The 25,198-nt window shown below is 68.1% G+C and carries 27 protein-coding genes and 1 pseudogene; 17 read left to right on the forward strand and 11 right to left on the reverse strand.

All coding sequences use genetic code 11. The features are described from left to right. Positions 1-22: 22 nt before the first annotated feature. On the forward strand, positions 23-607 hold the full coding sequence (locus tag MPLG2_RS15190; RefSeq protein WP_105186869.1) for a hypothetical protein: 585 nt from the start codon (positions 23-25) through the stop codon (positions 605-607). A 43-nt stretch (positions 608-650) separates the two neighbouring features. Beyond that, a complete protein-coding gene (locus MPLG2_RS15195) occupies positions 651-1,550 on the forward strand; it encodes a hypothetical protein (RefSeq protein WP_105186870.1) in 900 nt (299 codons plus the stop codon). A 26-nt stretch (positions 1,551-1,576) separates the two neighbouring features. On the opposite strand, the gene MPLG2_RS15200 is transcribed toward MPLG2_RS15195, so the two are convergent. Further along, on the reverse strand, positions 1,577-2,083 hold the full coding sequence (locus MPLG2_RS15200) for a hypothetical protein (protein WP_105186871.1): 507 nt from the start codon (positions 2,081-2,083) through the stop codon (positions 1,577-1,579). 58 nt (positions 2,084-2,141) lie between these two features. Here MPLG2_RS15200 and MPLG2_RS15205 point away from each other — a divergent pair, with 58 nt between their 5' ends. Continuing rightward, a complete protein-coding gene (locus MPLG2_RS15205; protein ID WP_231935682.1) occupies positions 2,142-2,486 on the forward strand; it encodes a UBP-type zinc finger domain-containing protein in 345 nt (114 codons plus the stop codon). Between the two features lie 337 nt (positions 2,487-2,823). Here the strand turns inward: MPLG2_RS15205 and MPLG2_RS15210 are convergent, their stop codons facing one another. The 7 genes and pseudogenes from MPLG2_RS15210 to MPLG2_RS19880 form a co-directional block, all read right to left on the reverse strand. Further along, complete coding sequence (locus tag MPLG2_RS15210; protein WP_105186873.1) at positions 2,824-4,746, reverse strand: acyl-CoA dehydrogenase family protein; 1,923 nt, start codon at positions 4,744-4,746, stop codon at positions 2,824-2,826. Between the two features lie 152 nt (positions 4,747-4,898). Beyond that, on the reverse strand, positions 4,899-5,984 hold the full coding sequence (locus MPLG2_RS15215; protein WP_231935683.1) for an amidohydrolase: 1,086 nt from the start codon (positions 5,982-5,984) through the stop codon (positions 4,899-4,901). Then, positions 5,878-7,200, reverse strand: coding sequence for an NAD(P)/FAD-dependent oxidoreductase (locus tag MPLG2_RS19540; protein ID WP_105186875.1), 1,323 nt, complete (start codon positions 7,198-7,200; stop codon positions 5,878-5,880). The genes MPLG2_RS15215 and MPLG2_RS19540 overlap by 107 nt, the downstream gene beginning before the upstream one ends. 1 nt (position 7,201) lies before the next feature. Then, positions 7,202-8,293, reverse strand: a complete 1,092-nt coding sequence (locus MPLG2_RS15225) for a hypothetical protein (RefSeq protein WP_197709970.1) — start codon at positions 8,291-8,293, stop codon at positions 7,202-7,204. Between the two features lie 68 nt (positions 8,294-8,361). Continuing rightward, complete coding sequence (locus MPLG2_RS15230; protein WP_105186876.1) at positions 8,362-8,628, reverse strand: DUF6578 domain-containing protein; 267 nt, start codon at positions 8,626-8,628, stop codon at positions 8,362-8,364. Further along, a complete protein-coding gene (locus MPLG2_RS15235; protein WP_105186877.1) occupies positions 8,625-9,863 on the reverse strand; it encodes an AI-2E family transporter in 1,239 nt (412 codons plus the stop codon). Before MPLG2_RS15235 ends, MPLG2_RS15230 begins: the two co-directional genes overlap by 4 nt. A gap of 97 nt (positions 9,864-9,960) precedes the next feature. Continuing rightward, a pseudogene (locus MPLG2_RS19880) lies at positions 9,961-10,328 on the reverse strand (dihydroxyacetone kinase subunit DhaK). Here MPLG2_RS19880 and MPLG2_RS18845 point away from each other — a divergent pair. Further along, entirely contained in the window at positions 10,258-10,410 is a 153-nt protein-coding gene (locus tag MPLG2_RS18845) for a hypothetical protein (protein WP_173909583.1), read from the forward strand. The pseudogene MPLG2_RS19880 and the gene MPLG2_RS18845 sit on opposite strands and share 71 nt — an antisense overlap. A 63-nt stretch (positions 10,411-10,473) precedes the next feature. Further along, positions 10,474-11,247 (forward strand): GntR family transcriptional regulator, encoded by a 774-nt coding sequence (locus MPLG2_RS15250; RefSeq protein ID WP_197709971.1) that lies wholly within the window; start codon positions 10,474-10,476, stop codon positions 11,245-11,247. A 160-nt stretch (positions 11,248-11,407) separates the two neighbouring features. Here the strand turns inward: MPLG2_RS15250 and MPLG2_RS15255 are convergent, their stop codons facing one another. Beyond that, a complete protein-coding gene (locus tag MPLG2_RS15255; RefSeq protein ID WP_105186881.1) occupies positions 11,408-11,665 on the reverse strand; it encodes a GNAT family N-acetyltransferase in 258 nt (85 codons plus the stop codon). Between the two features lie 299 nt (positions 11,666-11,964). Between MPLG2_RS15255 and MPLG2_RS19700 the strand changes: the two genes are divergently transcribed. The 7 genes from MPLG2_RS19700 to MPLG2_RS15285 all read left to right on the forward strand — a co-directional run bounded on the left by MPLG2_RS19700 (position 11,965) and on the right by MPLG2_RS15285 (position 17,921). After that, the gene (locus MPLG2_RS19700; RefSeq protein WP_269459151.1) at positions 11,965-12,099 is read left to right on the forward strand and encodes a hypothetical protein; all 135 of its coding nucleotides are present in this window, start codon (positions 11,965-11,967) and stop codon (positions 12,097-12,099) included. Positions 12,100-12,176: 77 nt separating this feature from the next. Next, positions 12,177-13,058, forward strand: a complete 882-nt coding sequence (locus MPLG2_RS15260) for a class II fructose-bisphosphate aldolase (RefSeq protein ID WP_105186882.1) — start codon at positions 12,177-12,179, stop codon at positions 13,056-13,058. After that, positions 13,055-13,825, forward strand: a complete 771-nt coding sequence (locus MPLG2_RS15265) for an HAD-IA family hydrolase (protein ID WP_105186883.1) — start codon at positions 13,055-13,057, stop codon at positions 13,823-13,825. Before MPLG2_RS15260 ends, MPLG2_RS15265 begins: the two co-directional genes overlap by 4 nt. Positions 13,826-14,008: 183 nt before the next feature. Continuing rightward, the gene (locus tag MPLG2_RS18640; protein ID WP_158681259.1) at positions 14,009-14,170 is read left to right on the forward strand and encodes a hypothetical protein; all 162 of its coding nucleotides are present in this window, start codon (positions 14,009-14,011) and stop codon (positions 14,168-14,170) included. A gap of 159 nt (positions 14,171-14,329) precedes the next feature. Then, the gene (locus MPLG2_RS15270) at positions 14,330-14,671 is read left to right on the forward strand and encodes a GIY-YIG nuclease family protein (protein ID WP_105186884.1); all 342 of its coding nucleotides are present in this window, start codon (positions 14,330-14,332) and stop codon (positions 14,669-14,671) included. 538 nt (positions 14,672-15,209) lie between these two features. Continuing rightward, entirely contained in the window at positions 15,210-15,956 is a 747-nt protein-coding gene (locus MPLG2_RS15275) for a hypothetical protein (RefSeq protein WP_105186885.1), read from the forward strand. Between the two features lie 768 nt (positions 15,957-16,724). After that, positions 16,725-17,921 (forward strand): DDE-type integrase/transposase/recombinase, encoded by a 1,197-nt coding sequence (locus tag MPLG2_RS15285; RefSeq protein WP_173909635.1) that lies wholly within the window; start codon positions 16,725-16,727, stop codon positions 17,919-17,921. Between the two features lie 107 nt (positions 17,922-18,028). Here MPLG2_RS15285 and MPLG2_RS15290 read toward each other — a convergent pair whose 3' ends face one another. Next, positions 18,029-19,285 carry a glutamyl-tRNA reductase gene (locus tag MPLG2_RS15290; protein ID WP_197709972.1) on the reverse strand — a complete coding sequence of 419 codons (1,257 nt, stop codon included), beginning with the start codon at positions 19,283-19,285 and terminating at the stop codon, positions 18,029-18,031. Between the two features lie 130 nt (positions 19,286-19,415). Here MPLG2_RS15290 and hemE point away from each other — a divergent pair, with 130 nt between their 5' ends. The 4 genes from hemE to MPLG2_RS15310 are packed head-to-tail and all read left to right on the forward strand — an operon-like array spanning position 19,416 to position 23,699. Next, a complete protein-coding gene (gene hemE, locus MPLG2_RS15295) occupies positions 19,416-20,519 on the forward strand; it encodes a uroporphyrinogen decarboxylase (protein WP_105186887.1) in 1,104 nt (367 codons plus the stop codon). Beyond that, the gene (locus tag MPLG2_RS15300; protein ID WP_105186888.1) at positions 20,516-21,835 is read left to right on the forward strand and encodes a protoporphyrinogen/coproporphyrinogen oxidase; all 1,320 of its coding nucleotides are present in this window, start codon (positions 20,516-20,518) and stop codon (positions 21,833-21,835) included. Before hemE ends, MPLG2_RS15300 begins: the two co-directional genes overlap by 4 nt. Beyond that, on the forward strand, positions 21,832-22,503 hold the full coding sequence (hemQ, locus tag MPLG2_RS15305; protein WP_105186889.1) for a hydrogen peroxide-dependent heme synthase: 672 nt from the start codon (positions 21,832-21,834) through the stop codon (positions 22,501-22,503). Before MPLG2_RS15300 ends, hemQ begins: the two co-directional genes overlap by 4 nt. Then, positions 22,500-23,699, forward strand: a complete 1,200-nt coding sequence (locus MPLG2_RS15310) for a ferrochelatase (protein ID WP_105186890.1) — start codon at positions 22,500-22,502, stop codon at positions 23,697-23,699. The genes hemQ and MPLG2_RS15310 overlap by 4 nt, the downstream gene beginning before the upstream one ends. Here MPLG2_RS15310 and MPLG2_RS15315 read toward each other — a convergent pair. Further along, complete coding sequence (locus tag MPLG2_RS15315; RefSeq protein ID WP_231935684.1) at positions 23,668-24,651, reverse strand: cation diffusion facilitator family transporter; 984 nt, start codon at positions 24,649-24,651, stop codon at positions 23,668-23,670. The genes MPLG2_RS15310 and MPLG2_RS15315 overlap by 32 nt on opposite strands. 213 nt (positions 24,652-24,864) lie before the next feature. Here MPLG2_RS15315 and MPLG2_RS15320 point away from each other — a divergent pair, with 213 nt between their 5' ends. Continuing rightward, on the forward strand, positions 24,865-25,194 hold the full coding sequence (locus tag MPLG2_RS15320) for a TfoX/Sxy family protein (RefSeq protein WP_105186892.1): 330 nt from the start codon (positions 24,865-24,867) through the stop codon (positions 25,192-25,194). Positions 25,195-25,198 lie beyond the last annotated feature (4 nt).

A 25,198-nucleotide genomic window follows, 5' to 3' on the forward strand; every position in this document is an offset into this window, starting at 1 on the left:
CCCTTAGCCTGATCCCACGATGATGTTTCTGCATCGAGTGTCGATTCGCCCCCGCCACCTGGACGACTGGCTGGCGACCTGGCCGCAGCAGCTGCACGACCTGCAACGGCACGGATTCACCCATCACCAGGCCTACCTGCAGGAGCACGCCGAACCCAAGCTGACCTGGCTGTACTCGCACCCCGACGCCTCGCCCGCCTTTCCCGCGCCGGTTGCCGAGGCGACGCCGCACGTGTTCGGCAATCTGGTGATTCGTCCCGTCCGGGTGGAATTGCTGGCCGACGTGGCACCCCTGCCCGATCGGACGGTCTGCCTGCGCCGGTATTCGATCGTCGGCGATTGGCAGGAGTTTCTGGCCATCTGGCGACGCATCGTGGTGGTGCGCGAACGGTATGGCTTTCGCTGCCTGTTCGCCGTGGCCGACCAGCCGAAGGACCTGTTCACCTGGGCGTTCGACTTCGAAGGCGATTGGGACGACTTCGCGGCCCTGCAGCGGCCGTACTATCGCGACCCCGAACGGGTCGAGTTGCGCCGGGTGTTCGACCACATGGCCGACTACACCCTCGACCCGGCGCGACACCTCGCCATCGCAGAGGCCAACGAGTAGGCAATCGTCGAATCCTGTCAGTGCGGCTGCCTACCGTCGACGTATGCGTCCGCTGCACCTCGTCTTTGAGATCGTGGCTCGACTTGTGCGAGCGACGTGGCGCGTGCTTGGCCGGGCATGGAAATGCCGGCACCCTTCGCCAGACCCCCTTCAGTGGACCTTCGTGCTGCGTGACGTGATCGGTGTGGTCGTGATCGTGGTGGTCACCCGGGTCTGGCGCATGAAGCACTTCGACGCGACCGTCGAGTTGGCCTCAGCGGTTACCAACAGGTTCACTGCGGCCCTGGTCTTGGTTGTGGTCGTTCCGGGCGCTGCGCTCGTGTTCGCTCTGATCGCCCGCCGCGGGCTGCGGCTTCGGGCCTGGTCGCTGTCGGCCATACCTGTGTTCGCCGTACTCTCAACGGTGGCCGTCGCAGTCGGGCCCAGCCTCTTCGCGCGAACCGCGGCAGGGCAGACAGTTGCTTACTGGATCTCGATGGGTGTGAACGCTCTGATGACCCGATCGGGTCCATTTGCACTTGTCATCGCGCTGGTGTTGGGGGCGCTGACGGCATTCGTTGGCCTCGTCATGGTCACCGGGCTGGTCGCAGGCGTCGTCATGTCTGTCGGCTCCTCGTTTCGGGTCGGCGATGCACACCCGCTCATGGCCTCGGTGGTCGCCATCGGTTTGGCGATCTGCACGGTGTCTCTCGGTGTCTGGCAGCGACTTTCCGGCGCTGACCCCACGCTGCCGCTGTGGGTCGCCTGGACCATCACCATCGGCGGGCCGATCGTGGTCGTTGCCTTGTCGGTCTGGCAGATCGTGCGGTTGCGAGCACTTGGCCTTCGGTTTCGCGAACCTCATTGGCGAGTGGCTGGCGATCCCATCTCAAGGGGCGTCCACCGAGCCCTCTGCGGCGCCGCAGCACTGACGAATCGGATGGCTTCGCGCACCAAGGCTTGAGCCCGTCCGGCTGGGCGTCGCGGCGATCAGTTGCTGTACGAGTAGCGCGAACTGAGCATCCACAGCACCACCGCCAGCACCACCGTGCCGACGAGCTGAATCGGGTACAGCGGGCCCGCCAACCCTGCCGGCAGTTCGAGCACCGCGGACGCCGCGGCGATCAGGGTGACCAACGGCACCACCACGCGCACCACCTGCAGGGTGATCGCGTACGCCCGCTCGGACTTACCCAGTCGCAGCAGCAGGGCCGTGCACACGCAGAACACGAACGCCAACGCGGTCACGCGGCTGAACGTGGCCGCCAGCACGTTGATCAACTGCACGGGTGAGATCCACAGCACCAGTTCGAGCACCACCGCCGCCGCCGCGAGGTTGCGCGCCCAGACGAACCACTTGCCCAGCCCGACCAGCGCATGCAGGCCACCGACCACCATCAGCCAACCGACCAGGTCGAGCGAGAGGGTGAACGAGCCGAGGTTGAGCGTCACCAGAACCAGCAGCAAACCGATGGCGGCCATGCGAAGGGGAGGCATGACCCCAAGGGTAACCGCACGGCCCATGGGCTACGTTGACCGCAACGAAGGAGGCCCCGTGACGAACGGCATAGACACCAGCGTTGCCCCGAGCGGCCCAGGCTGCGTCGAATGCGATCAGACGGACGGCTGGTGGTTCCACCTGCGCCGCTGCGCCCAGTGCGGCCACGTCGGCTGCTGCGACACCTCACCCAACCAGCACGCCACGAAGCACTTTCACACCACCGGGCACCCCGTGATGCAGAGCTACGAACCCCGCGAGAACTGGTTCTGGGACTTCACCGCGAACCGTGCCTTCGCAGGCCCCAAGCTCGCCGAACCGCGCTCGCACCCCGCCGATCAAGCGATTCCGGGCCCGGCCGGCCGCGTCCCCGCCGATTGGGAGAGCCAACTCAACGAGTAGGGCGGACGAGAGCCCACGTAAATGCCTTTCTGACACGTAACTGCCTGCGTGCGGGCGGCTACGTGTCACCAGGCCAGCTACGTGCGACGACGGGGGCTTGGGAGGGGTCTCGACGAGCTCGACCAGCGGCGTCGCGTCGGGCTCGACCAGCGGGGGCTCGTCGGGTGTGATGTGACCTCGCCACCTGAGCCACCAACTTTCGGGCATGGTCACCGTCGACCGAAACCTGCGCGCCAGTGACGCCGCACACGGCGTGTCGCACCGGTTCGACCGCACTGGCGCTCAACTTTCGGCAGTCGGCCCGTCGCTCACAACGAGGGCCGTGCCAATCGACCGGCTAGTACTCCACAGACGGCCGCGGGACCACCCGCCGCACGTCCGGCTTACTGGACGGCCCCGGCTCGGCCGGGCTCACCCACGGCCCGTCGTCAGCCGGCAGCTTGATGCCCGACTCGACGAACGCGTACTGACCGGCCAGCACGTCTTTGGCTGCGGCGTCGTCGGCGTCGTCGGTGTTGCTCCACAGCGCGGTGAACAGTGCCCCGATGCGCACCCGGGCCTGGTCGCAGAACAGGTCGGCCAACTGCACGCCACCCGGCCGCGACTGCCGCTCGGCCTTGGCCCGCCCGCACGCTGCCGTCATCGCGAACAGTTCGGCGCCGATGTCGACCACCCGGCCCAGAAACGCCTGCTTGCGTTCCATCGCCCCTTGCCAGCGACCCATGCCGTAGAAGATCGAGCGGGCCAGCTTGCGGGTCGTGCGCTCCACGTAGCGCAACTGATGTGCCAGCGGTCCGAAGTCGGCGTACGCGTTGGGCACCTGCCCTTTGCCGGCCACCAACGTGGGCAGCCACCCGGCGTAGAAGGCGCCCGCCTTGGCCACGGCCTTGAGTTTGTCGTCGCGGCTGGCGTCCGGGTCGATGATGTCGCCGGCCACGGCCAGGTGGGCGTCAACCGCCTCGCGCGCGATCAGCAGGTGCATGATCTCGGTCGAGCCCTCGAAGATGCGCATGATGCGCAGGTCGCGCAGCACCTGCTCGGCCTCCAACCCCCGCTCGCCGCGGGCCCGCTGCGAGTCGGCGGTCTCGAAGCCGCGGCCGCCGCGAATCTGCACCAGGTCGTCGGCGATCTTCCACGCCATCTCGCTCGCGTACAGCTTGAGCAGCGCCGCCTCGATGCGAATGTCGTTGGCGTCGTCATCGGCGAGCAGGCAGCACAGGTCGACCATCGCCTCCATCGCGTAGGTGGTGGCCGCGATGAAGCTGATCTTGGTCGACAGCGCCTCGTGCCGCCCCACCGGACGCCCCCACTGCACCCGTTCGGCCGCCCAGCCGCGGGCCACGTTCAAGCACCACTTGGACGACGCCACGCACATCGCCGGCAGCGACAGTCGTCCGGTGTTCAATGTGGTCAAAGCAATCTTCAGGCCGCGACCCTCAGCGCCCAGCACGTTCTCGTCGGGCACGAACACGTCGTGAAACCGGGTCACCGAGTTCTCGATGCCGCGCAGCCCCATGAACGCGTTGCGGCTCTCGACGGTGATGCCGGGCGAATCGGCCTCGACCACGAACGCGGTGATGCCGCCGCGCCGTCCCTCACTCTTGGGCACCCGGGCCATCACCACCAGCAGCGTCGAGATCGGCCCGTTGGTCGCCCACAGCTTCACTCCGTTGAGCAGGTAGCCGCCCTCGACCGGCGTTGCGGACGTGCCCAACCGGGCCGGGTCTGAGCCGACGTCGGGCTCGGTGAGCAGAAACGCCGACACCTCACCGGCGGCCACCCGCGGCAGGTACTTCTGCTTTTGCTCGTCGTTGCCGAACATCTTCACCGGCTGCGGCACCCCGATCGACTGGTGGGCGCTCAGCAGCGTGCCGATCGATCCGTTCGCAGACCCGGCCAGGGTGAGCGCCTTGCAGTAATAGAGGTGCGACAGCCCCAGCCCGCCGTACTTCGTGGGCAGCTTCATGCCGAACGCGCCCAGCTCGGCCAGCCCGCTGAACACGTCGTCGGGTATGGACGCCTCCCGCTCGATCGCTGCCCCGTCGATGGTCTCGACATAGGGCCGCAACCGCTCGAGAAAGGCTTCCCCGGCGGCCACCTGCTCGGGGCTGTTGGACGGCCACGGGTCGACCAGATCGAGCCGCAACCGGCCCAGGAACAGCTCTTTGCCGAAGCTCGGCTTGGTCCATTCGGTCTCGCGTGCGGCCTCGGCGACTTTGCGGGCCTCGCGCTCGGTGGGGCCGGTCTTCGTAGTGGACATGCGCACCTCCTGCTGCTGTCTACGACGGTAGTACCCAGCTCACCAGACACAACAGTGCGCACGGTCGTGACTATGGGCGACCCGCTCGCCACGATGCGCGCACCTCGACACGCTCCACCAAGTACAACGCGCATCGGCCGTGCGTCGTGCAGCTACTCGTAGCGGTAGACCGAAACCCCGGCGATCAGCACCTGCAACGCCCGCTGCATCACGTCGAGCGGATCGCCCGACCAGATCACCACGTCGCCCAGCTTGCCCACCTCGAGCGAACCCACCCGGTCGGCCACGCCCAGTACCTTCGCGGGGTTGATGGTCAACGCCCGCAGCGCCACCTCCGGGTCGAGGCCCTCTTTCACCGCCAGCGTCGCTTGGTGCACCAGAAAGTGCACCGGCACCACCGGGTGGTCGGTGATGATCGAGATCTCGACGCCGGCGGCCGCCAGCCGTCCGGGGTTGGCCAGCGAGCGGTTGCGCAACTCGACCTTCGAGCGCGACGTCAGCAGCGGGCCGATCAGCACGGGCACACCCCGCTCGGCGATCAGGTCGGCGATCAGAAAGCCCTCGGTGCCGTGGTCGATCACCAGGTCGTAGCCGAACTCGTCGGCTACCCGCATCGCGGTGGCGATGTCGTCGGCGCGGTGGCAGTGCTGCCGCCACGGAATCTCGCGCTCGAGCACCGCGGCCAACGCCTCCAGTTTGAGGTCGCGGCCCTCGAACCTGTCCCCGGCGCCGGCCCGCTTGGCCTGGTAGTTCTGCGCGTCGACGAACGCCTGCCGCAGCACCGCCGCCGTACCAAGCCGGGTGGACGGCATCTTCTTCTGCTCGCCGTACACCCGCTTCGGGTTCTCGCCCAGCGCGGCCTTCACCCCGCACGGCGACCGCAGCACCATCTTGTCCACGGTGCGGCCGTGGGTGTGAATCGCCACGCACAGCCCACCTATCACGTTGGCCGAGCCCGGGTTGACCCCCACGGACGTCACCCCGCCGGTCAGCGCGTCGGCGAAGCCAGTCTCGGCCGGGTTGATGGCGTCCAAGGCCCGCACCTGCGCGGTGACCGGGTCGGTGCGTTCGTTGGTGTCTTGCCCGGCCCACCCCTCGGCCGCCTCGTCGACGCCCAGGTGGGTGTGGGCGTCAATGAACCCTGGCAGCACCCACCGGCCGCTCGCGTCGATCACCTCGGCGTCGGGAGGCACCTGCAGGTCGGGCCCCAGCGCCTCGATCAGCCCGTCGGTGATCACCACCGTTCCGTTGAACGGCGTCCCTTCGATCGGAACGATGTGGCCCCCGGTGATCGCGATCGTCGTCATGACTCATACCCTGCCACTGCGGGCCAGTGAACCACTCCAGCGCGGTGCGCACCGCCACCGGTCGCGACGGCATGAACCAGTGGAAGAACACCCACCGGGCCAACCAGGCGGGCCACCCGGTGAGCTGCACGCCGTACAGTTCGGCGGCCCCGCGTCCGAGGCCGAGACTGGCACCTTGGCCCAGCCCGGGGAACCGGAAGGGCGTCGGCTTGCGGCCGGCAACGGTACGCACGAGGTTCGCACCGATGCGTTTGCCCTGGTAGATCGCCCACAGCGCGTTGGCGGGGCAGTACCCGCGGCCGGACGGATGCGGCACGGCCGCCACGTCGCCGCCGGCCCACACGTGCTCAGTCAGCCGCAGAAACGGGTCAGTGACGAGCCGTCCGACCTCATCGGTGGGCAGGTGGTCGAGGCCGGGCAGCGTCACGGGGGTCTGGCCGATGGTGCTGATCACCACCTCGGACGCCACGTGGCCGTACCCGGTCAACTCGGCCCCGGTGGCGCTCACGGTGACGAGCCGGGCGCCGGCCAGCACCTCGACATTCGCGGCCAGGGCCTGGCGAAGCGCGTAGTCGGCCACTCGCTCGAACCGGGGCCGCAGCATCGGCAATGCGGCCTCGCCGGAGTGCGCCAGCGTCACCTGCAGGTCGGGCCGACGTTGGGCGATCGCGGTGGCGGCCTCCACGCCGGTGAGGCCGCCACCGGCCACCACCACCCGATCATCGGGCGGCAGGGTGGTCAACATGTGTCGCAACGCGGCCAAGCCGTTGGGGTTCTTCAGCGACCAGCCGTGTTCGGCCAGACCAGGCACGCGCTCGACTGCATCACGGCTGCCGACCGCGACGACCAGTTCGTCGTAGGCCAGGTGACGGTGCCCGTGGTCGGTCGCCACGCGAACCGTCTGCTGCGTCAGGCTCACCGACTCGACCCGGCCGAGCACGATCTCGACACCCGGCAGCAGGTCGGCCAGGGGCACCCGGGCCCGTTCGGGTCGCACGTGCCCGGTGATCACCTCGGCCGTCCAGCCGTGAAAGCTGTGGTCGGGGGCGGCCGCCACCAGCCGCACCCTGGCGCCGGCACCGGCGGCCGCACGTGCCGCCCACACCCCGGTGTACCCGCCGCCCAGCACCACGATCTCGGTGATCACCTCAGGCCGCCTCGGCCAGCAGGGCGGGCGCCGGCCAGGCCACCGGACGTCCGAACGACAGCGGGTCGGCCAGGTCGAAACCCAAGTGGGCGAACCGGCGGGCCGCGTCGCGCATGCGCACGGCGTGGTCGACCGATGCGGCCCCGATCGCCGTCTCTGTGTGGCCCGAGAACGCCATCAGCATGGTTTCACACAGGCACGCGTAGGCCAGCCCGCGGGGCAGCCCGATGTCGCCGCGCAGGTCGATGCCGGGAATGGCGGCCACGCCGCCGTCGATGACGGTGACGTCCGGACGCTCGACGGCCAACCGGGGGTCGGTGTTGCGGGGCTGGGTGTCGTCGAGCACCACGGCACCTCGTTTGAGGTGGGCCGAGCCGAGCAGAGCGTCGGCCGACGAGGTGAGCACCAGCACCAGGTCCGCCTCGCGCACCGGGTCGAGCGAGGTGGACGTGTGCACGCTCACCCCCGTGGCACGCCCGGCAAAGTCGGCGGCCAGGTCGTGCAGCCGCCGCTGGCCGCGAGCCACCAGGGTGAGCCGCGACCCGATCGGCTCGTCGGCCAGCAGCCGGACGACGCACGAGCCCACGCTGCCGGTGGCGCCCACGATGGCGATGTGCCAGCCAGGGGCTGCGGGCAGTAGCCGGCGCAGCGCTTCGGCGGTCAGGTGCGCGGTGAACGCGTTGCCGGTGGTCATCGTGACGCCTGGGCGCGGCCGCAGCAGCCGGCCGCCACCGGTCACCGGCGCGGTGAGGGCGCCCAGCCCGACCACCTCGGCGCCGAGACGTTCGGCCTTGTCGACGGCTTGTTCGACCTTGCTTATGACCCAGCGGCGGTCCTCGGTGAGCAATTGGCTGGCGCCGACCGGGACGACGATCACCCAGCCGGCGGGCCGCCCGTCGGCAACGTCGCGGCGGTGCACGGTCGCCAGCGGCACGGGCGGCACGGGCAGGGTCTTCAGCCCCCAGTCCCAGGCTGCGGCCGGCATGCGACCCAGCGGACGCCACACCCGCGCCATGTCTGAGGCGACGTCGGCGCGCGGATGAACGAGGAAGGCGAATCGCTTCGCGGCGGGTGCGGCGGTCGGGTCGCTCACGGCGGCTCCTGTCTCGAATGCACGGTGTTGTGCATTGAGTGCCCCGGCGGGCGCGGTTGATACCGCTGTCAGGTGCTGAGCGTCACCAGGTAGGTGTGTTCGCCATCGCGTGCGATCACCATGCCTGCCTCTTCCGGGTCACCGTCGCCGTCGATCTCACGGATGGCCATGACCCGACCGGTCACGGTGCGGACGACGTCCTCGGGTAGGTGGTGTGTCTCCCAGAGGTGCCCGTCGCCGTCTGCGCGGAGGTCCCAGGTGACCACCTGGTCCACGACGAACTGAGGTCCGCAGCATTCGTGTTCCCAGCCGCCGACGAACACTTCGATCGTCATGACCGGCCGTCGTCCTCGGCCACCTCAGCCTCGTCTTCGGTCTCCACGACGGCCCCCGGGGCCTCCGGCTTGCCATCGAGGCGATGCTCGATGTCGGGGTCGGGCTCGATCTCGTCGTCCTCGACCACGGCCGGCGCTTGCACCGGCGGCACCTCCTCGCCGGTGACCAGGTTGTCGAGGCTGCCGCCCATGAACACCGACAGCCAACGCGTCCGGGGGTCGGCGTCGAACAGCACCGACTTGCAGCACAGGGTCAGCGGCACGGCCAGGATCGGGCCCAGCGGGCCGATGATGATCGCCCAGAACACCAGGGAGATGAACGTGGTGGTGATGTTCAGCCCGACCGCGTCGCCGGTCACCTTCGGCTGGATCACCATCGAGGCGATGAAATTGATCACCACGTAGGCGGCGACCATGATCACCATGGTCTGCCAGTCCCGAGCGAGCAGCGCCATCAGCGCCGGGGGCACCATGCCGATGATGAAGCCGACGTTGGGGATGTAGGCGGTGACGAAGGCGAGGATGCCCCAGGTGAGCACCAGCGGGATCTGCAACCAGGTCAGGATCCCCATGTTGATCAGTGCCACGGCCACGCCGAAGATCGTGTTGACGATCCAGTACTTGCGCACCCGCCAGGAGAAGTCGAGCAGCGCGGCGGCCAGGTTGGGCCGCAGCTGTGCCAGCTTGGACCGCTTCTCGGTGGTGTCGGTCAGGTCGACCGCGACGAAGGCGACGAACAGGAAGAGCGAGCCGAGGAAGGTCGCCCAGAACTGAACCGAGCTCATCACCCCGGTGACGTAGCCGAGCAGCCGGGTGTAGTCGAAGGTCCGCAGCCACTCGGTGATCGTCTCCTGGCTGACACCCCAGGCCAGCAACTGTTGGGACGCGGCGTTGTACAGCTCGGTGAACCGGTCGGCGTAGGCGGGCATCGCCTGGATGAACTGGATCATCGCCACCGTGACGGCGAACAGGATCGTGAGCAGGACCAGGAACACCACCAGCATGCCGATCAGTGCGCTGACCAGCTTGGGGATCTTGTGGTCGTTGAGCCACAGCACCAGCGGGCGGACGGTCAGGACCAGGGTGATGGCCAGGAAGACCGGGGCGACCACGTCCCTGATGAAGTAGATGCCGACCAGGCAGGCGACGAGCGCGGCACCCGCGTAGAGGATGCGGATGCCCTCTGCCGCAACCACCGGTACGGCGGGACTCGAGGGGGTGCCAGGTGCGCTCACGCGAGGAGTCTAGGCCCGCACGCGCGCCAGGACGGGAGGCCCGGGGGCACGAATTCCGTGTCCCGGGCCATCCCGTCGTCGGGACCGCCGTCCCTGGTCACATACCGGCGCGCCAGCCCGCCGTCCGCACCGGGGCGTCGCACAGCTCGGTCAGCTCGTCGTCGAGCCGCATCACGGTCAGCGAGGCGCCGGACATCTCCAGCGAGGTGAAGAAGTTGCCGATCTGGCTGCGGGTGACGTTGATGCCCTTCTCGGTGAGCACGTCGTGAGCGTGGTTGTACATGATGTACTGCTCGCACGGCGGGTGGCTCCCAGGCCGTTGATGGAGAGCAGCACGTTCTCGCCCGACTCAAGCTTGAGGTCGTCCAACACCTTGTCGAGCAGGGTGTCGACGATGTCGTCGGCCTTCATCATCGGCACCCGCTTGACGCCCGGCTCGCCGTGCACGCCGATGCCGAGTTCCATCTCGTTGTCACCCAGTTCGAAGCGGGGCGGTGACTCCTCGTTGCGGCGCGGCTCGATCAGCGGCACGGGGTCGCTGGGGTAAGCTCAGGCTAGACAAGCTACAATACATGACCATACATGTACAGCCAAGCTGAGGGGATGGCTCGTGACCTTGAACCGGGACTCCGCTGTTCCTCTCTACCTGCAGCTCGCCGATGAACTGCGTCAGAAGATTCTCAGCGGTGAATGGCAGCCGGAGCAACGCATACCGAGCGAGAACGAGCTGAATCAGATCTATTCGATCAGCCGCATGACGATTCGTCAGGTGCTCGGCAAGCTGGTCGACGAGGGTCTGGTGTTTCGCGTGCACGGCAAGGGCACGTTCGTGGCGCAGCGCAAGATCGCGACCCGCTCGCCTTCGTATTACGGGGTTCGTGAGCAACTGGAAGCGCAGGGCTACTCGACGCGCACCGCGACGCTGGTCTCCGAGGTGGTCGAGGCGGACGATCGGCTGGCTCGCAAGCTGAACGTGCCGCTGGGCACCCCGCTGTCGATGGTCGAGCGGCTGCGGTTCGCCGAAGACGCGCCGATCAGCCTGCACAAGTCGTACGTGCCGGTGCCGTTGGCCCCGGGGCTGCTGGAGCACGACCTGGCCCAGCGGCAGCTCTGCCAGGTGCTGGCCCAGGACTACGGCCTCGACATGGTGTACGTGCACGAGACGCTGGAGTCGCTCACTCCGACCGCGCACGAGTTGACGATGTTGGACGTGAGCAGAGGCACGTCGCTGCTGCTTCTGGAGCAGCGGATCAGTGACCGATCGCGCCGGCTGTTCGAGTACACGAGAATCAAGTTCCGCGGTGACAGGGTGCGCCTCGAGTTCGACTACGACCTGAGTGAGGCGCAGGCGCCAGCAACTGGACGGCAGTTGGCATTCGGCTGAGCAGTGCTCGTTGGTGGAGCTTGTCGAGGCCTCTTTCTACGGGTGCGGGGCGAGGCCCTTCTTCCAGATACACGGCCGACTCGGTGTAGCCGAGTGCTGCATAGAGGGCGCCTGCCCGGGTGGTGGCCAGCGTGACCTGAACGGCGCCGCGGTCCGCACCTCAAACGTCGAAAGCGGTCATCAGCGCCCGTGTGACACCGCGGCGCCGGACGTCCTCGTGCACCCAAAGTTCGTCCACCCAGGCGTTGTTGCCGCTGGCGTGGAGGGCCGGATGCACGAGTCCGTGAAGGTAGCCCACCGATCGCCCGTCCGCTGCCGCCGCCAGCCGCAACTGGTTCGGGTCGGCGAGTATCGTCTGCAGGCTGGCGTCGAACGCAGACCTGACGGGCACGGCGGAGGTGGCGAGCCGGTCGGCCATGGCGAACAGTGCGTCCGCTCCGCAGCAACGGCTGGACGAATCGACAGCCGTGCAACTGACACGAGGTTGATCCAAGCACCGGCGAGGTGGCCTCGACAAGCTCGACCAACTGCTAGGTCGACGCCCGCTTCAGCACCCGGACCATCAGGTCTTCGGTCCACTCCCCGGCCATCACCAGTAGGTCGGGCTGGGTCAGCCGGTCACGCATGTAGGGCAGGGCGAGCAGCGTCCGGAGCAGTTGGTCGCGGGCAACCGTGGATCGAGGGGCAAGAACGCGCAGAGCTACCGCCCTGCGGCTGATGGCCGATGGACGCATCGACGCCGAGTCGTTCGTCAACGACGTGCTGCCGCTGGAAGACTGGGCGACCGGCCTCGACCTGGTGGGCAAGGGCCGCAAAGTGGTGTTTCAGGTCGCCGGCACCGGCGTTCGGTAGCCAGCCGTCCGGAAGTTGTCTATAGTTGTCTATACGAGTTCTTCCGACCCGGCGTCGCGTCAGCAAGAAGGAGCCTCATGCCCTACGTCAACACCCTCGACCTGGTCACCGCCGCCCGGGGCAAGGGCTACGCGGTACCCGCGATCAACATCATCGACCCGCTCACCATCAAGGCGGTCGTCGAAGCCGCCGACGCGATCGGCTCGCCGGTGATTCTGCAGACCTCGGTCAAAACCGTGAAGTCGGCGGGCGCCGGGGTGCTGCACTTCGCCGCCCGTGACGCCGCGGACGCCGCCTCGGTGGGCGTCTCACTACACCTCGACCACTGCCCCGACCGCGAGGTGATCACGCTGGCGATCAAGCACGGCTGGAGCTCGGTGCTGTTCGACGCGTCCGAGCGCGACCTCGACCAGGCCCGCAAAGAGACCGGCGAGGTGTGCGCCGAGGCGCACGCGGCTGGGGTGAGCGTCGAGAGCGAGATCGAGAACATCATCGGCGTCGAAGACGGGGTCGGCTCTGATGAGGCGCGGCATTCGTACAGCGTTGAGCAGTTGGTCGAGGTAGCGCTCGAAACCGGAACCGACCTGATGGCGCCCCAACTGGGCACCGCGCACGGCATGTACTCCTCCCAGCCGGTGCTGCTGCCCGAACGGGTGCGGCAGATCGGCGCGCTCACCGACCTGCCGGTGGTGCTGCACGGCGGCACTGGCCTCACCCAGGCCGAGTTCGACGAGTTCATCGACGCCGGCGTCACCAAGATCAACATCTCGACCGCGCTCAAGCGGGCCTACATGCAATCGGCCTTGGACTACCTCAAACAGTGCGAGGCGTCCAACAAGTGGGAGCCGACGAAGCTGTTCGAGCCGATGATCGAGGCGTCCAAGGCGCTGATGGTCGAGTTCGCGGGCATCTTCCACTCCGCTGGTCGAGATGGGGCCGGACGGGCGGGCGACCAGTGAGTGAGCACGCGCTGATTCTCGACTGTGACGGCGTGCTGGCCGACACCGAGAAGGACGGTCACCTGGTCGCGTTCAACCAGGTGTTCGACGAGGCGGGCTACCCGTTTCGCTGGTCAGAGGACGAGTACGCGAAGCTGTTGAAGGTGGGCGGCGGCAAGGAGCGCCTGAAGGCCTACCTGCTAGACCACCCCGAGATCGAGTTGCCCGGCATGGACGACCTCGACGCCCTGCTCGCCGAAGTGCACCGGCGCAAGAGCTACGACTACCAGCAGATCGTGAACGGCGGGCACATTCCCGGCCGGCCCGGCATCAAACGGCTGGTCGAAGAGGCCCTGGACGGCGGCTGGCAGGTCGCGGTGGCGTCCACGTCTGCGGTGCCCAGCGTCGAGGCCGTCGCGGTGGCGGTGTTCGGGCAGGCCACCCGCGACCGGCTGTTCGGCATCTACGGCGGCGACATCGTCAAGGCGAAGAAGCCGGCCCCCGACATCTACCTGTACGCGCTGGAGCAGTTGGGTCTCGAACCCAGCCAGGCGGTGGTCGTCGAAGACAGCGAGAGCGGGGCGAAGGCGGCGGCCGCGGCCGGCATCGCGCACATCGTCACGGTCAGCCACTTCACCAAGAACGACCCGTTCCCGGCCGCGCGCATCGTGGTGTCAGACCTCGGCGAGCCGGACGCCCCCGCCGAGCTGATCGCGGGTGACGACGTGCGCCACGACGGCATGATCACCTTCGCCTCGCTGCAGACCATCGCGCGGGAAAACGCCTGATCGAACTGCCCAACCTGCTGATCGGGGCGTCCAGCAAGGCGTATCTGGGGCTGGCCGAGTCGCTCGACTGGGCGCGCACGGTGGCGGCTGGGCTTGGCGAGCGGGGCGGTGGCGAGGGTGCGTACCTGTGCATGCCGGCGGCGCTGCTTGGCTCGGTGGGCCCCTGCGCTGACCGAGGCGGGCATGCTCGTCGGCGCGCAAGACGTCTCGCGTTTCGGCCCCTGCGCCCACACCGGCGAGCCGACCAGGGGCGCCGACATGCCGGACGGCATCTTCCTCGGCCGCGGTGGGCTGGCGCCCGAAAACTTCCTCGCCACGGTCGACGAGGTGCGCTCGGCTAGCTGAAACGACGCCTGGAGTGGCTCTCTCGGGTGCGGTTGGGAGATCCCGGGTCAAGCCCGGGATGACGAACTTCGTCACTCCGGCGGAAGCCGGAATCTCCAAACCTGCGGATAACTAGCGTAACCGGGCCGCACTGTCCGATGCGCGGCCTAGCGTCCAAACATGACTCGCGACGCCTACGTCTACCTGATGGCCGACACTCACAACACGGTGCTCTACATCGGGGTGACCAACGATCTGCTGCGCCGAGTGGCCGAGCACAAGCTCGGGCTTCAGCGTGGGTTCACACAGCGGTATCGATGCACCAAGCTCGTCTACTTCGAGGCCGGCGACAGCATCACCGCGGCGATCGAACGCGAAAAGCAGTGGAAGACTTGGCGCCGCTCGTGGAAGGACGACCTGGTGGCTTCGATCAACCCCACGTGGCAGGACCTTGCGCCGGGTATCGGGCTCACGACGGCCGTCCTGGCGTCAGCTGGGAGATCCCGGCGTTCGCCGGGATGACGCGTCAGGTCGGTGGCGCTGATCACGGCCTCGACGCCCTCGAACAGATGGGCCTCGTTGAGCCGCATCATGTCGAACGACATCTTGCAGACCAGCGGTGGCCGCCCATCTCGACGATCTGCTTGACCAGCTCGGTGCACGACCTCTGCGCAATGGCTCCATAATGGCTCCATGCCGAACATGGTCCGAGGACGACTTGGTAGTGGTCGCCTCAGCAATCACCCACTTTGCTCCCGATTTGCCCAGGTAAATCGCGACGTGACCCGAGTCATGGCATGGGATCGTCCGAAAACCGACTTCGGCGGGTGGCAGGTTGGGCGCTACAGGAACCTCGCGGGTAATGACTGATCGAGTCAGCCCTCGCCTACAGCGTCGGTGTCTCTCCGTCGTGCTATGCGTGGGTCTACTGGCGGGTGGCTGCTCACTCACACCCAGTGTGACTGATTCTCCAACAACGCCGCCAACAACGAGCAACACCGCCATCCCGAGCGGCCCACGCACGGTCGATGGCACTGGCGTGCCAACAGCTGCCTCTGCGGTGAAGGTGCTGGTCGATGATTCATCGTTGATTGAGCGGCAACGCGGCATGGAGGCGATTGGGCCGCAGACCTTTTTTGTCTCAAGGTCGACGATTACCGTAAACGATTACGTCAATAACAGACTTGTGGAGTTTCGACAGGGGAAGCGTCTACGCAGCTTCAAGTCACCCGGTCTCGATTGCTGTGAAGATATTCGCGTGGAGGGGTCCACGTACTGGCTACTCGCGGGTGACGCGGTGCGTTCATACACAGTCGTGGACTCTCGCTTGAAACGAACCTTGACTCGCGAACTGGCGGTCAACGACTCTACGCAGTGGCCAATGGGGAAATTGTCCCGCGAGGACGACAATCTCATCGCCACGCCTGCGAAGGGGAAACCTGAGATCATTGTTGGGCCCGGACCCCTGCCGGCCCGGCCCGAGTTTCTTCTGAACAAAAGCAGCGTGGAGATTCACGACGGCAAGTTCGCCATTGACCTCATGACACCTGGGACACCTGAGGACGCTACATTGCTCGCGCGCAACTCAACCAATTCCTGGTATTGGGTTTATGTTGACAGCCCGAGGAACTGGGGATACGTCTACCACCTCGACGCTGGCGGTACGATCCTCGAGACGTACACGTTGCCTCGTCCCGGCGTCGTTGTGCCAAGCCGGCCCCTTCTTGTATCGGACGATGGCAAATTGTATCAAATGAACCTGACTAATCGGAGCGCTCGAGTCCTGGCAATCTCTCCCAATCGTTGAATTGGCGACGAGGCCCTGCACGCTCAGGGCCAAACAGCATTCGCGCGCGGCGCCGGGATCACGCGTAAGAGATGAACGTCGTACTCGTTGGCGGGGATTGCAATTGCATGACGTCGAGGTGAGGCGCAGGTCTTCGACGTCTCCCGCTTCCTGGTGCAGCGTCCCAGGGCTCGCCGTCTTCTCGGTTGAGCTTGTACTTGCGCAGGTAGTCGTAGTTGAACGACTTGTAGAACCTCACGTACATCGTCTTGATCAGCATCGGAGGCGGCTCCTTCCAAGCGACATCGTAGAGCCAGGCCGCGCAAGTAGCTATTATCCGCCCGGGTGATGAAGACTGGCGAGAGACAGTGGCCCGTGCTCAAAGCTTCGGCACGATCGTCGTCGTTGTGTAGTTCCCTGCCTCGGGGCAGCGCCAGTCCGCGTTGCTACTAAGAGCGACGGGTCGCGTCGTACTGCTTGAGGCAGGCGACATTGTCGACTGTCTGCAGATTGCGGAATCGGCAAAAGCCAATCCTGTCGTCGGGGCAAGCAGCATTCCTGTCATGAGAGCTAATAGGGGCCGTGCAGCTCTATTCGCCGCGTGGATCGAGAGTTGATTGCCAAGCTCGCGTAACTTACGGGTAGCTGGCCAGTTTACACCGAACTGATTCGACGGGCAAGGAAGCGACTTGACTCACGTAAAAGGTCCGGGAAGGGCAGCGCGTGCCTCACATGAGGATGTCCGCCTAGCTGTTGGGGTTCCCTGGCCCTGTGAGCAGGGAGTTGTCGATGGCGTCGCGCCGTGATCTGACGAAAAAGTTCGCCCGCGAATACGCGAAGGCGGACAGAGCTGAGAAGAGCCATATCCTCGACGCGCTAGTGGCGTCGACGGGCTGGACCCGCGATCACGCCCGCCGAGCGATCCGGGCCGCGGCCACCCGCAAGGGCGCGGCCCGTGACCAGCAGCGGAAACCACGCCCACGCAAGTACTCCTACGATGCGCTGATCGTGTTGCAGGAGGTGTGGCGGATGGCCGGTCAACCATCGGGCAAGTACCTGGCCGTGGTGATGGAGGACACCCTGTGTCGGCTGGTTCGAGACCGTGAGCTCGGCAAGGTCGCCGACCGGGTCAGCGACACGGTGATCGACGAACTAAGGTCGATGTCGGCAGCCACGATCGACCGTTACCTGAAACCGCACAAGGCTGCCGGCTACCCCGCCGCCGGCCTGTCCAGCACCCGACCCTCGCACATCCTGCGGTCCTCGATCCCAGTCCGGGCCGCGACCGACGACCCGATCACCGTGCCCGGGTTTCTGGAGTTGGACACTGTCGCTCACTGCGGCCACACACTCAAAGGCGAGTTCCTTCGCACCTTGTCAGCAACCGATCCGGTGACAGGCTGGACCATGCTGCGCAGCATCCGCAACAACGCGTTCGTGCACGTCCACAACGGCCTGGAATGGATCGCCAAACTGGCACCCCTCCCGATCGCCGGCATGGACTTCGACAACGGCTCCGAGTTCATGAACTGGTCCGTGATCGCCTGGTGCGACGACCACCACATCCCGATCACCCGCGGCCGGCCCTACCACCACAACGACAACGCCCACATCGAGCAACGCAACGGCGACTGGGTCCGCCGCCACGCCTTCCGCTACCGCTACGAAACCGACACCGAACTCGCCCTGCTCAACCAACTCTGGGACCTCGTCATGGCCCGCAAGAACCACCTCCTGCCCTGCGTCAAAGCCGTCGACTGGACCCAGACCCGCAGCGGCCGCAAGAAGCGTGTCTACGACAAACCCAAAACCCCCTACCAGCGGCTCCTCGACACCGCCACCCTCGACGACACCACCCGAACCCGACTCGCCGCCGAACACGACCTGCTCAACCCCGCCCGCATCACCCGCGGCATCAACCACATCCAGCAACAACTCATCGACCTCGCCAAAGCACGCACCCTCGGCACCCGCCCCGCCGCCTAACCATCCGGACATTTCATATGAGGCACGCGCCAATCACCCGCGGACATCTTGACGTGAGGCAAGACGACCTCTGGGCGCGTCTTTGTTCGAGGTGACGCGCCAGAGGGTCAGGCGGGGCGTTCGATGCCGAAGACGGCTTGCAGGCCGTCGAGGAACTCCTCCCGCCGACCCGAACTGGCCAGTTCGCGCGCTCGCACCGACGGCCGGTGCAGCAGCACGCCGGCGAAGTGCCGCAGCGCCGCCTCGGCCCGGTCGGCGGTCTCGGCGTCGTAGCGCCTGCGCACCCGGGCGATCTCGGCTTCGAGGGCGTCACCCACCTGGGCTCGCAGGGCGGCCACCGCCGGGCCGATCGCCGCCGCGTCGTCGGCATGAGCCGCGGCCGCCTCGCGCACCAGCGCTTCGGCGTCGTCGGTCACCGCCAAGTGCTGCAGCGGGGCGTGCAGCTTGATCGCCTCGAGGTCGAGCAGTTCGACCCCTGGCAGTTCGACCACCCGGGGGTCGACGTTGCGGGGCAGGCCCAGGTCGATGATCACCCGGCGCCTGGTGTTCAGCTCGGGCCGGCCCACGGGGCACTGCGCGGCGAGGTGGCTGGTGACCGGGCACGAGCCGTCCAGCAGTTCGGGGCCGACCACGATGTCGGGGCTAGTGGTGCAGCAGACGATCACGTCCACCCGGCCGGCGGCCGCGGCGACGGCATGCCCGCTCACCAGGGTGAGTCCGTGCCGCTGCGCGAACTCGGCGCCCCGGCCGGACGGCGACCACACCGTGATGTCGCCCACCCCCCGATCGCGCAGCGCTTCCAGGCACGAGGTGGCGTAGCGCCCGGTGCCGACCAGCAGCACCCGGGCGGTCGTCCAGTCGATCACGCGGTGAGAGGCCAGGTCGAGGGCGAGCCTGATCAGCGACGGACGGGCCGAGCCCAGGCCGGTGCGGCTGCGCACCGTGCGACGAGTCTGCAGGGCGTCGGAGAACACCCGCTGCAGCAGCGGGCTGGCGCTGCCGGTGCCCTCGGCGTGGTTGAGCGCGCGGCGCACCTGGCCGGCGATCTCGGGCTCGCCCACGACCACCGACTCGAGGCCGGCGGCCACGCCGAACAGGTGCCGCGCGGCTCGCTCGCCGCGCAACACCTGCAGTTCCCGGCCCAGGCTCTCCACCACCGGCACCGCGGCGCGGTCGACGTCGAGGTAGATCTCGAACCGGTTGCAGGTGCTCAGCACGATCTCACCGGCGACTCCGTCGCTGGCGAGCAGGGCATCGGCGAGCTCGTGACCCCACGTCGCGCTGAGCCGTTCGAGTTCGGCGAAGTGGTGCGTGCGATGGCTCGCGGTCAGGCACATCAGCACCGCGCCAGCATAGACCGGCATCGCCGAATGCGGGTGATTCATCAGCGATTTGCCAGCTTTCGCTGACGCGAAGTGCGTAGTCCGGGGCCCATCGACCGAGTGTTGGGGGCACCGCACCCGAACAGCGGCGCCAGCGCATAGGGTGAGACACGTGTCCGTCGTTCAGCTTGGCCCCACCCACCCGCTGAACTCGGATACCCGTGACGCCTGGCTGATCGCGGCCTACCGGGGTGAGCGGCCGCCGATGACGCCGGTCTGGTTCATGCGGCAGGCCGGACGGTCGTTGCCCGAGTACCGCTCCCTGCGCGTGGGCACTCGCATGCTGGACGCCTGCCTCACCCCCGAGCTCGCCGCAGAGATCACCCTGCAGCCGGTTCGCCGGCACGGAGTGGACGCGGCGATCTTCTTCTCAGACATCGTGGTGCCGCTGAAACTGGCCGGGGTCGAGGTTCAGATCGAGCCCGGGGTCGGCCCGGTGTTCGCCGCGCCCGTGGACTCGCCCGCCGCCGTCGAGAAGCTGCTCGCCGATCACCCGGCCGAGGCCCTGGACGGCGCGCTGGCCCCGATCACCGAGGCCGTCCAGCGCACGGTGGCGGCCCTGCGCATGTTGCCGGGCGGCCGCGATCCCCTGATCGGCTTCGCCGGGGCGCCGTTCACCCTGGCCGCCTACCTGGTGGCCGGCCGGCCCAGCAAAGATCACCTGGCGGCGCGGGCGATGATCCACCGGCACCCCGACGCGTGGGCGGCGCTGCTCGGCTGGTGCGCCGATGTGTCCGGACGGTTTCTGCGCGCTCAGGTGCTGGCCGGCGCGTCGGCGGTGCAACTGTTCGACTCGTGGGCCGGTTCACTGCCCGCCGCCACCTACGAACGACACGTCGCCCCGACGTCCAGGACCACGTTCGACGCGGTGCGCGACCTGACCGACGACGCCGGCCGTCGGGTGCCGCTGGTGCATTTCGCGGTGGGTGCGGGCGAGCTGTACCCGCTGCTCGACCTGGACGTCGACTGCGTGGGCGTCGACTGGCGCACCCCCTTGGACGACGCCGCCCGCCGCATCGGCGACACGGCGGTGCAGGGCAACCTCGACCCGGCGCTGCTGGGCGCACCCTGGCCCGTGCTGCGCGACGCCATCGACGACGTGCTGCGGCGCGGCGAATCGGCCACTGGCCATGTGTTCAACCTGGGCCACGGGGTGCCGCCCGACACCGACCCGGACGTGCTCACCCGCATCGTCGATTACGTGCACAGCGCATGACCGACGTCATCGTGGTCGGTGCCGGCGCCGGCGGCCTGGTGGCCGCCTGGCAGCTGGCGCACGACGGCGCCCGGGTGCTCGTGCTCGACGCCTGGAAGTGGGCGGGCGGGCTGCTCGGACGCGCCGAGGTGGCCGGGCTCAGCCTCGACGTCGGCGCCGAGGGCTATTCGGTGCGCGGCGGTGCGGTCGCCCAACTGCTGGCCGATATTGACGCCGGCGACCTGATCGAGCGTCCCGAACCCGGCGGCGCCTGGCTGCAGACCGCCACCGGTGCCCACCCTATCCCGAAGGGCCTCTACTTCGGCCTGCCCGCCGATCCGACGGCGGCCGACGTGCGCGCGGTCGTCGGTGACGTGCCGGCCGCGCAAGCCCCTCAGGGTGCCACGATGGCCGACTGGGCCCGGGCCGCCTATGGTCAGCGTGTGGTCGACGACCTGGTCACCCCACTGGTCGGCGGGGTGTACTCGACCACCCCCGAAGAGGTACGGCTGGCCGACCTCGCTCCGACCACCGCCGCCCTGGTCGAGGCCGGCACGCCGCTGCGCGAGGCGGTGGCCCGATCGGTGGCACCCCCGCCGCCGGGCGGCGCGGTCAACGGCATTCGCGGCGGCATGCACGCCCTCGTCGACCGGTTGGTGTCGGCCACCACCCCGGGCTCCGTCGAGGTGCGCTGCGGTCAGCCGGTGAGCCGCGTCGAGCGGACGTCCGGCGGTTGGCAGGTCACCACGCCCGCCGGCACCGAGCGTGCGCCCCTGCTGGTGATCGCCCTGCCCCTGGACGCCGCCGCCGCCCTATTGGGCGGTCCTGCGCCCGAGGCGCAGCCGGCCGCCCTGGACGTGATCACCCTGGTGCTCGACGACGACCTGACCGATGCCCCCCGCGGCACCGGCGTGCTGGTCGCGGCCAACGTGCCCGGCGTGGCCGCCAAGGCGCTCACCCACTCGACGGCCAAATGGGGCTGGCTGCGCGCCGCCGCCGGCGGCCGCGAGGTGCTGCGGTTGTCGTACGGACGCCGCGGGCTGGCGCCGGTCACGTCGGTGCTGAAGCCGGCCGAGCTCACCGCCCTGGTGCGCGCGGACGCCGCCGCGCTGCTCGGCCGCCCGATCAGCGAGCCGCTCGAGATTCGCCGCACCGGCTGGCGCACCCTCCCGCCCGGCACCCCCGGGGTTGCCGCCTCCCGCGACTGGCTGACCGCGCGGGCCGGCGACGACCTGGCCCTGGTCGGCGCCGGCATCGCCGGCGTCGGGCTGGCCGCGGTCGTCCCACACGCGCGGGCAGAAGCCGCCCGCCTACTGAGAAAACAGGAGAAGCAATGACCGAGCCGGGCCGCACGGGCTTCGCCGTCTGGACGGTGCTGCGCCGCGACGCGCTGAGCGCCGCCAACGCCGCCCCCGCCACCGAGTCTCTCGCCGACGCCATCACCGCGGTCGAGGCCGACGGGGTCACGGTGCGCGGCCTCTATGACGTCAGCGTGCTGCGCGCCGACGCCGACCTGATGCTGTGGCTGCACGGGCCGTCCGCCGAGGGCCTGCAGGCCGCCGTGCGTCGGTTGCGGCGCACGCACGAACTGGCCCCGCTGGCCCTCACCTGGTCGGCCATGGGCGTGCATCGTGACGCCGAGTTCAACAAGGCGCACGTGCCGGGCTTTCTGCGCGGTGAGCGGGCCCGCACCTGGCTGACCGTCTACCCCTTCGTGCGGTCGTACGACTGGTACGTGCTGCCCGACGACGAGCGCCGGGCGATGCTGGCCGAGCACGGCCGCAAGGGTGCCGCGTTCACGAGCGTGATCGCCAACACGGTGTCGTCATTCGCGCTCAACGATTACGAGTGGCTGCTGCCGATGGAATCCGACGAGCTGACCGACCTGGTTGACATGATGCGCGACCTGCGCGCCACCAAGGCCCGGTTGCACGTGCGCGAAGAGGTGCCGTTCTTCACCGGACGGCTGATCGGCGTCGACGAGGTGGCCGAGGTGCTGGCATGAGTCCGGTGGGCAGCAAGCCGCCGACCGCCTCGGGCGTCTTCTACGACCAGGGCGCACTGGTCGCCAGTGCGACCGCCGGGGCCGCGTCGGGACCCGAGCATGTCGAGGTGCCGACCCGCTATGACGCCGTGCTGTTGTCGGGGTTCGGCGGGCCCGAGGGCCAGGACGACGTGATTCCGTTTCTGCGCAATGTGACCCGTGGCCGCGGCATTCCCGACGACCGTCTCGAAGAGGTCGCCCACCACTACCGCCACTTCGGCGGCGTCTCGCCGATCAACGAGCACAACCGCGAGCTGCGGGCGGCGCTCGAGGCGCGGCTGGCCGAGCGCGGCCTGCCGCTGCCGGTGTACTGGGGCAACCGCAACTGGACGCCCTTCCTCAACGAGGCGATCGGCCGGGCACACGCCGACGGGCACCGCACGCTGATCGCCATTCCGACCAGCGCCTACTCGTCGTACTCGTCGTGCCGGCAGTACCGCGAAGACTGGGCGGACGCCCTCGAAGACACCGGCCTGCAGGCCGAGGTTCGCATCGACAAGGTGCGTCCGTTCTTCGACCATCCGGGCTTCGTGCAGCCCTTCATCGACGGCGTGGACGCCGCCATCGCCGAGGCCGCTTCGCACGGACTCGACCCCGCTGAGCTCGAGGTGCTGTTCTGCACGCACTCGGTGCCGACGATCGACGCCCAGTTGTCGGGCCCGCACGACGACAACGCTCTGGCGGGCGGCGCATACCCCGCGCAGCACCGGGCGGTCGCCGAGTACGTGATGGCCCAGGCCGCGCCCGCGGTGTCATGGCAGCTGGTCTACCAGAGCCGATCGGGCCCGCCGCACCAGCCCTGGCTCGAGCCCGACGTCAACGACGCGATCACGGCCCTGCAGGGCCGCCGTGGGGTGGTGCTGGTGCCGCTGGGCTTCGTCAGCGACCACATGGAAGTGATGTGGGACCTCGACACCGAAGCCGTCGAAACGGCTGAAGAGGCGGGGTTGTGGGTGCGGCGCACCCCGACCCCTGGAGTCTCCGACGCCTTCGTGGACGCCCTGGTCGACCTGGTCGCCGAGCGGGTCGAGGGCCGTCCGGCCGGTCAGCGGGCGTCGGTCACTGCGCTGGGGCCCTGGTACGACGTGTGCCGTCCGGGATGTTGCGAGAACCGGCGGCTGGGGTTCAGGCCGGCCATCGCGGGTCTCGCACCGTAGCGTCCGGCAGCAGGGGTTTCGCGCCCGGGGCGGGCAGCGTCAGCAGAGCCCGTTCGATCATCGGGTGGCCTTCGAGCCGGTCTTCGATCGCCTGGTGCTGGCGGGCCAGGTCACGCTCGTCGGGATCGCCCACCAAGTCGACCGACGCGATCAGAAAGACCCGTTCGGCACCGACGAACTCAAGGTGCAGAAAGGTCACCGCGTCGATCTCTGGAATGTCGAGCAGCTTCGCCAGCACACTGTTGCGCACCGACGGACGCACCACCTGGCCGACCAGGAATTCGCGGTTGCGGCGAATCAGAAAGATTGCGATCACCGCCAACAATATGCCCACCAGAATCGACCCGATCGCGTCGTAAATGGCGTTGCCGGTGGCTTGATGCAGGGCCATGCCCAAAGCCGCAATGAGCAGGCCGATGAGCGCCGCGAAATCTTCGACGAACACCGCCCGCAGGGTTGGGTTCGAGGTGAGCCCGATGTACTCCAGTGGGCGAATACCCAGCCGAGAGGCATCCCCGGTGGCCTGGCGCAGCGCCTGGGTGAACGAGATGCCCTCGAGTACGAACGCGAGGGCCAGCACGATGTAGCCGATCAGGTAGTCGCCGCCCTCGTCTTCGGCGGTGAGTTGTTGAATGCCGTGCCAGATCGACACCGCGGCGCCCACGGCGAACAGTCCGAACGCGGCGAACATCGACCACACGTAGGCCTCGCGGCCATGGCCGAACGGGTGGTTGGCGTCGCGCGGACGATCCGAGCGACGTTCGGCGATCAGCAGAAACACCTCGTTGCCGGCGTCAGCCCACGAGTGCGACGCCTCGGCTACCATCGAGGCCGAGCCGGTGAACACGGCTGCGACGGTCTTTGCGATGCCGATCAACAGGTTGGCGGCGAAGGCGATGACCACGGTCAGCAGGCTCTCGCCGCCCTTCTTCTTCGTGTCGCTCTCGCCCATGGGGCTCATCATGCCTACGCAATTGTGCGCAGTGCCACCCTTTGGTCACCCGGGTGAAGTGTGCCCGGATGGATATATCTTCTGGGTGAACCCGGGGGGGTTGTGGCGTGACAGGGGGGGAACGCTTAGGGTCGAGACCGCGAGGACGAACGAAGCCCCGGTGTTTCGTTCGTCCTCGCGGCTTTTGTCTGAGCCCCCCTGCATACTCGCCCCATGGCATTCGACGAGATCGTGGCGGGCCGCATTCGCACCCTGCTGGTTGACGAACCGAACATCACCGAGATGCGCATGTTCGGCGGGTTGGCCTTTCTGGTGAAGGGCAACATGGCGGTGGTCGCCGGCTCGAAGGGCGGGGTGATGGTGCGAACCGACGCGGCCGACGCCGACGCGAGCTACCTGGCCGACGCCGCGCCGATGGTGATGAACGGGCGCGAGATGGCGAACTGGTTGACCCTCGACGCGGCCGCGATCGAAGACGACGACGCGTTGGGCGCCGTGGTGGCCCACGGGCTGGCCTTCGCTCGAACGCTGCCCGCGAAGTAGCCAT

Source organism: Micropruina glycogenica (assembly GCF_900289045.1).
GTDB lineage: Bacteria > Actinomycetota > Actinomycetes > Propionibacteriales > Propionibacteriaceae > Micropruina > Micropruina glycogenica.

What these genes read in the sequence shown, in the direction of transcription:
- MPLG2_RS15190 (WP_105186869.1), top strand. Translation starts at nt 23, where the DNA reads ATGTTTCTGCATCGAGTGTCGATTCGCCCCCGCCACCTGGACGACTGG.
- MPLG2_RS15195 (WP_105186870.1), top strand. Translation starts at nt 651, where the DNA reads ATGCGTCCGCTGCACCTCGTCTTTGAGATCGTGGCTCGACTTGTGCGA.
- MPLG2_RS15200 (WP_105186871.1), bottom strand. Translation starts at nt 2,083, where the DNA reads ATGCCTCCCCTTCGCATGGCCGCCATCGGTTTGCTGCTGGTTCTGGTG.
- MPLG2_RS15210 (WP_105186873.1), bottom strand. Translation starts at nt 4,746, where the DNA reads ATGTCCACTACGAAGACCGGCCCCACCGAGCGCGAGGCCCGCAAAGTC.
- MPLG2_RS15230 (WP_105186876.1), bottom strand. Translation starts at nt 8,628, where the DNA reads ATGACGATCGAAGTGTTCGTCGGCGGCTGGGAACACGAATGCTGCGGA.
- MPLG2_RS18845 (WP_173909583.1), top strand. Translation starts at nt 10,258, where the DNA reads ATGTCGTCGGCCTTCATCATCGGCACCCGCTTGACGCCCGGCTCGCCG.
- MPLG2_RS15255 (WP_105186881.1), bottom strand. Translation starts at nt 11,665, where the DNA reads ATGGCCGACCGGCTCGCCACCTCCGCCGTGCCCGTCAGGTCTGCGTTC.
- MPLG2_RS19700 (WP_269459151.1), top strand. Translation starts at nt 11,965, where the DNA reads ATGGCCGATGGACGCATCGACGCCGAGTCGTTCGTCAACGACGTGCTG.
- MPLG2_RS15260 (WP_105186882.1), top strand. Translation starts at nt 12,177, where the DNA reads ATGCCCTACGTCAACACCCTCGACCTGGTCACCGCCGCCCGGGGCAAG.
- MPLG2_RS18640 (WP_158681259.1), top strand. Translation starts at nt 14,009, where the DNA reads ATGCTCGTCGGCGCGCAAGACGTCTCGCGTTTCGGCCCCTGCGCCCAC.
- MPLG2_RS15270 (WP_105186884.1), top strand. Translation starts at nt 14,330, where the DNA reads ATGACTCGCGACGCCTACGTCTACCTGATGGCCGACACTCACAACACG.
- MPLG2_RS15285 (WP_173909635.1), top strand. Translation starts at nt 16,725, where the DNA reads ATGGCGTCGCGCCGTGATCTGACGAAAAAGTTCGCCCGCGAATACGCG.
- MPLG2_RS15290 (WP_197709972.1), bottom strand. Translation starts at nt 19,285, where the DNA reads ATGCCGGTCTATGCTGGCGCGGTGCTGATGTGCCTGACCGCGAGCCAT.
- MPLG2_RS15300 (WP_105186888.1), top strand. Translation starts at nt 20,516, where the DNA reads ATGACCGACGTCATCGTGGTCGGTGCCGGCGCCGGCGGCCTGGTGGCC.
- hemQ (WP_105186889.1), top strand. Translation starts at nt 21,832, where the DNA reads ATGACCGAGCCGGGCCGCACGGGCTTCGCCGTCTGGACGGTGCTGCGC.
- MPLG2_RS15310 (WP_105186890.1), top strand. Translation starts at nt 22,500, where the DNA reads ATGAGTCCGGTGGGCAGCAAGCCGCCGACCGCCTCGGGCGTCTTCTAC.
- MPLG2_RS15315 (WP_231935684.1), bottom strand. Translation starts at nt 24,651, where the DNA reads ATGGGCGAGAGCGACACGAAGAAGAAGGGCGGCGAGAGCCTGCTGACC.
- MPLG2_RS15320 (WP_105186892.1), top strand. Translation starts at nt 24,865, where the DNA reads ATGGCATTCGACGAGATCGTGGCGGGCCGCATTCGCACCCTGCTGGTT.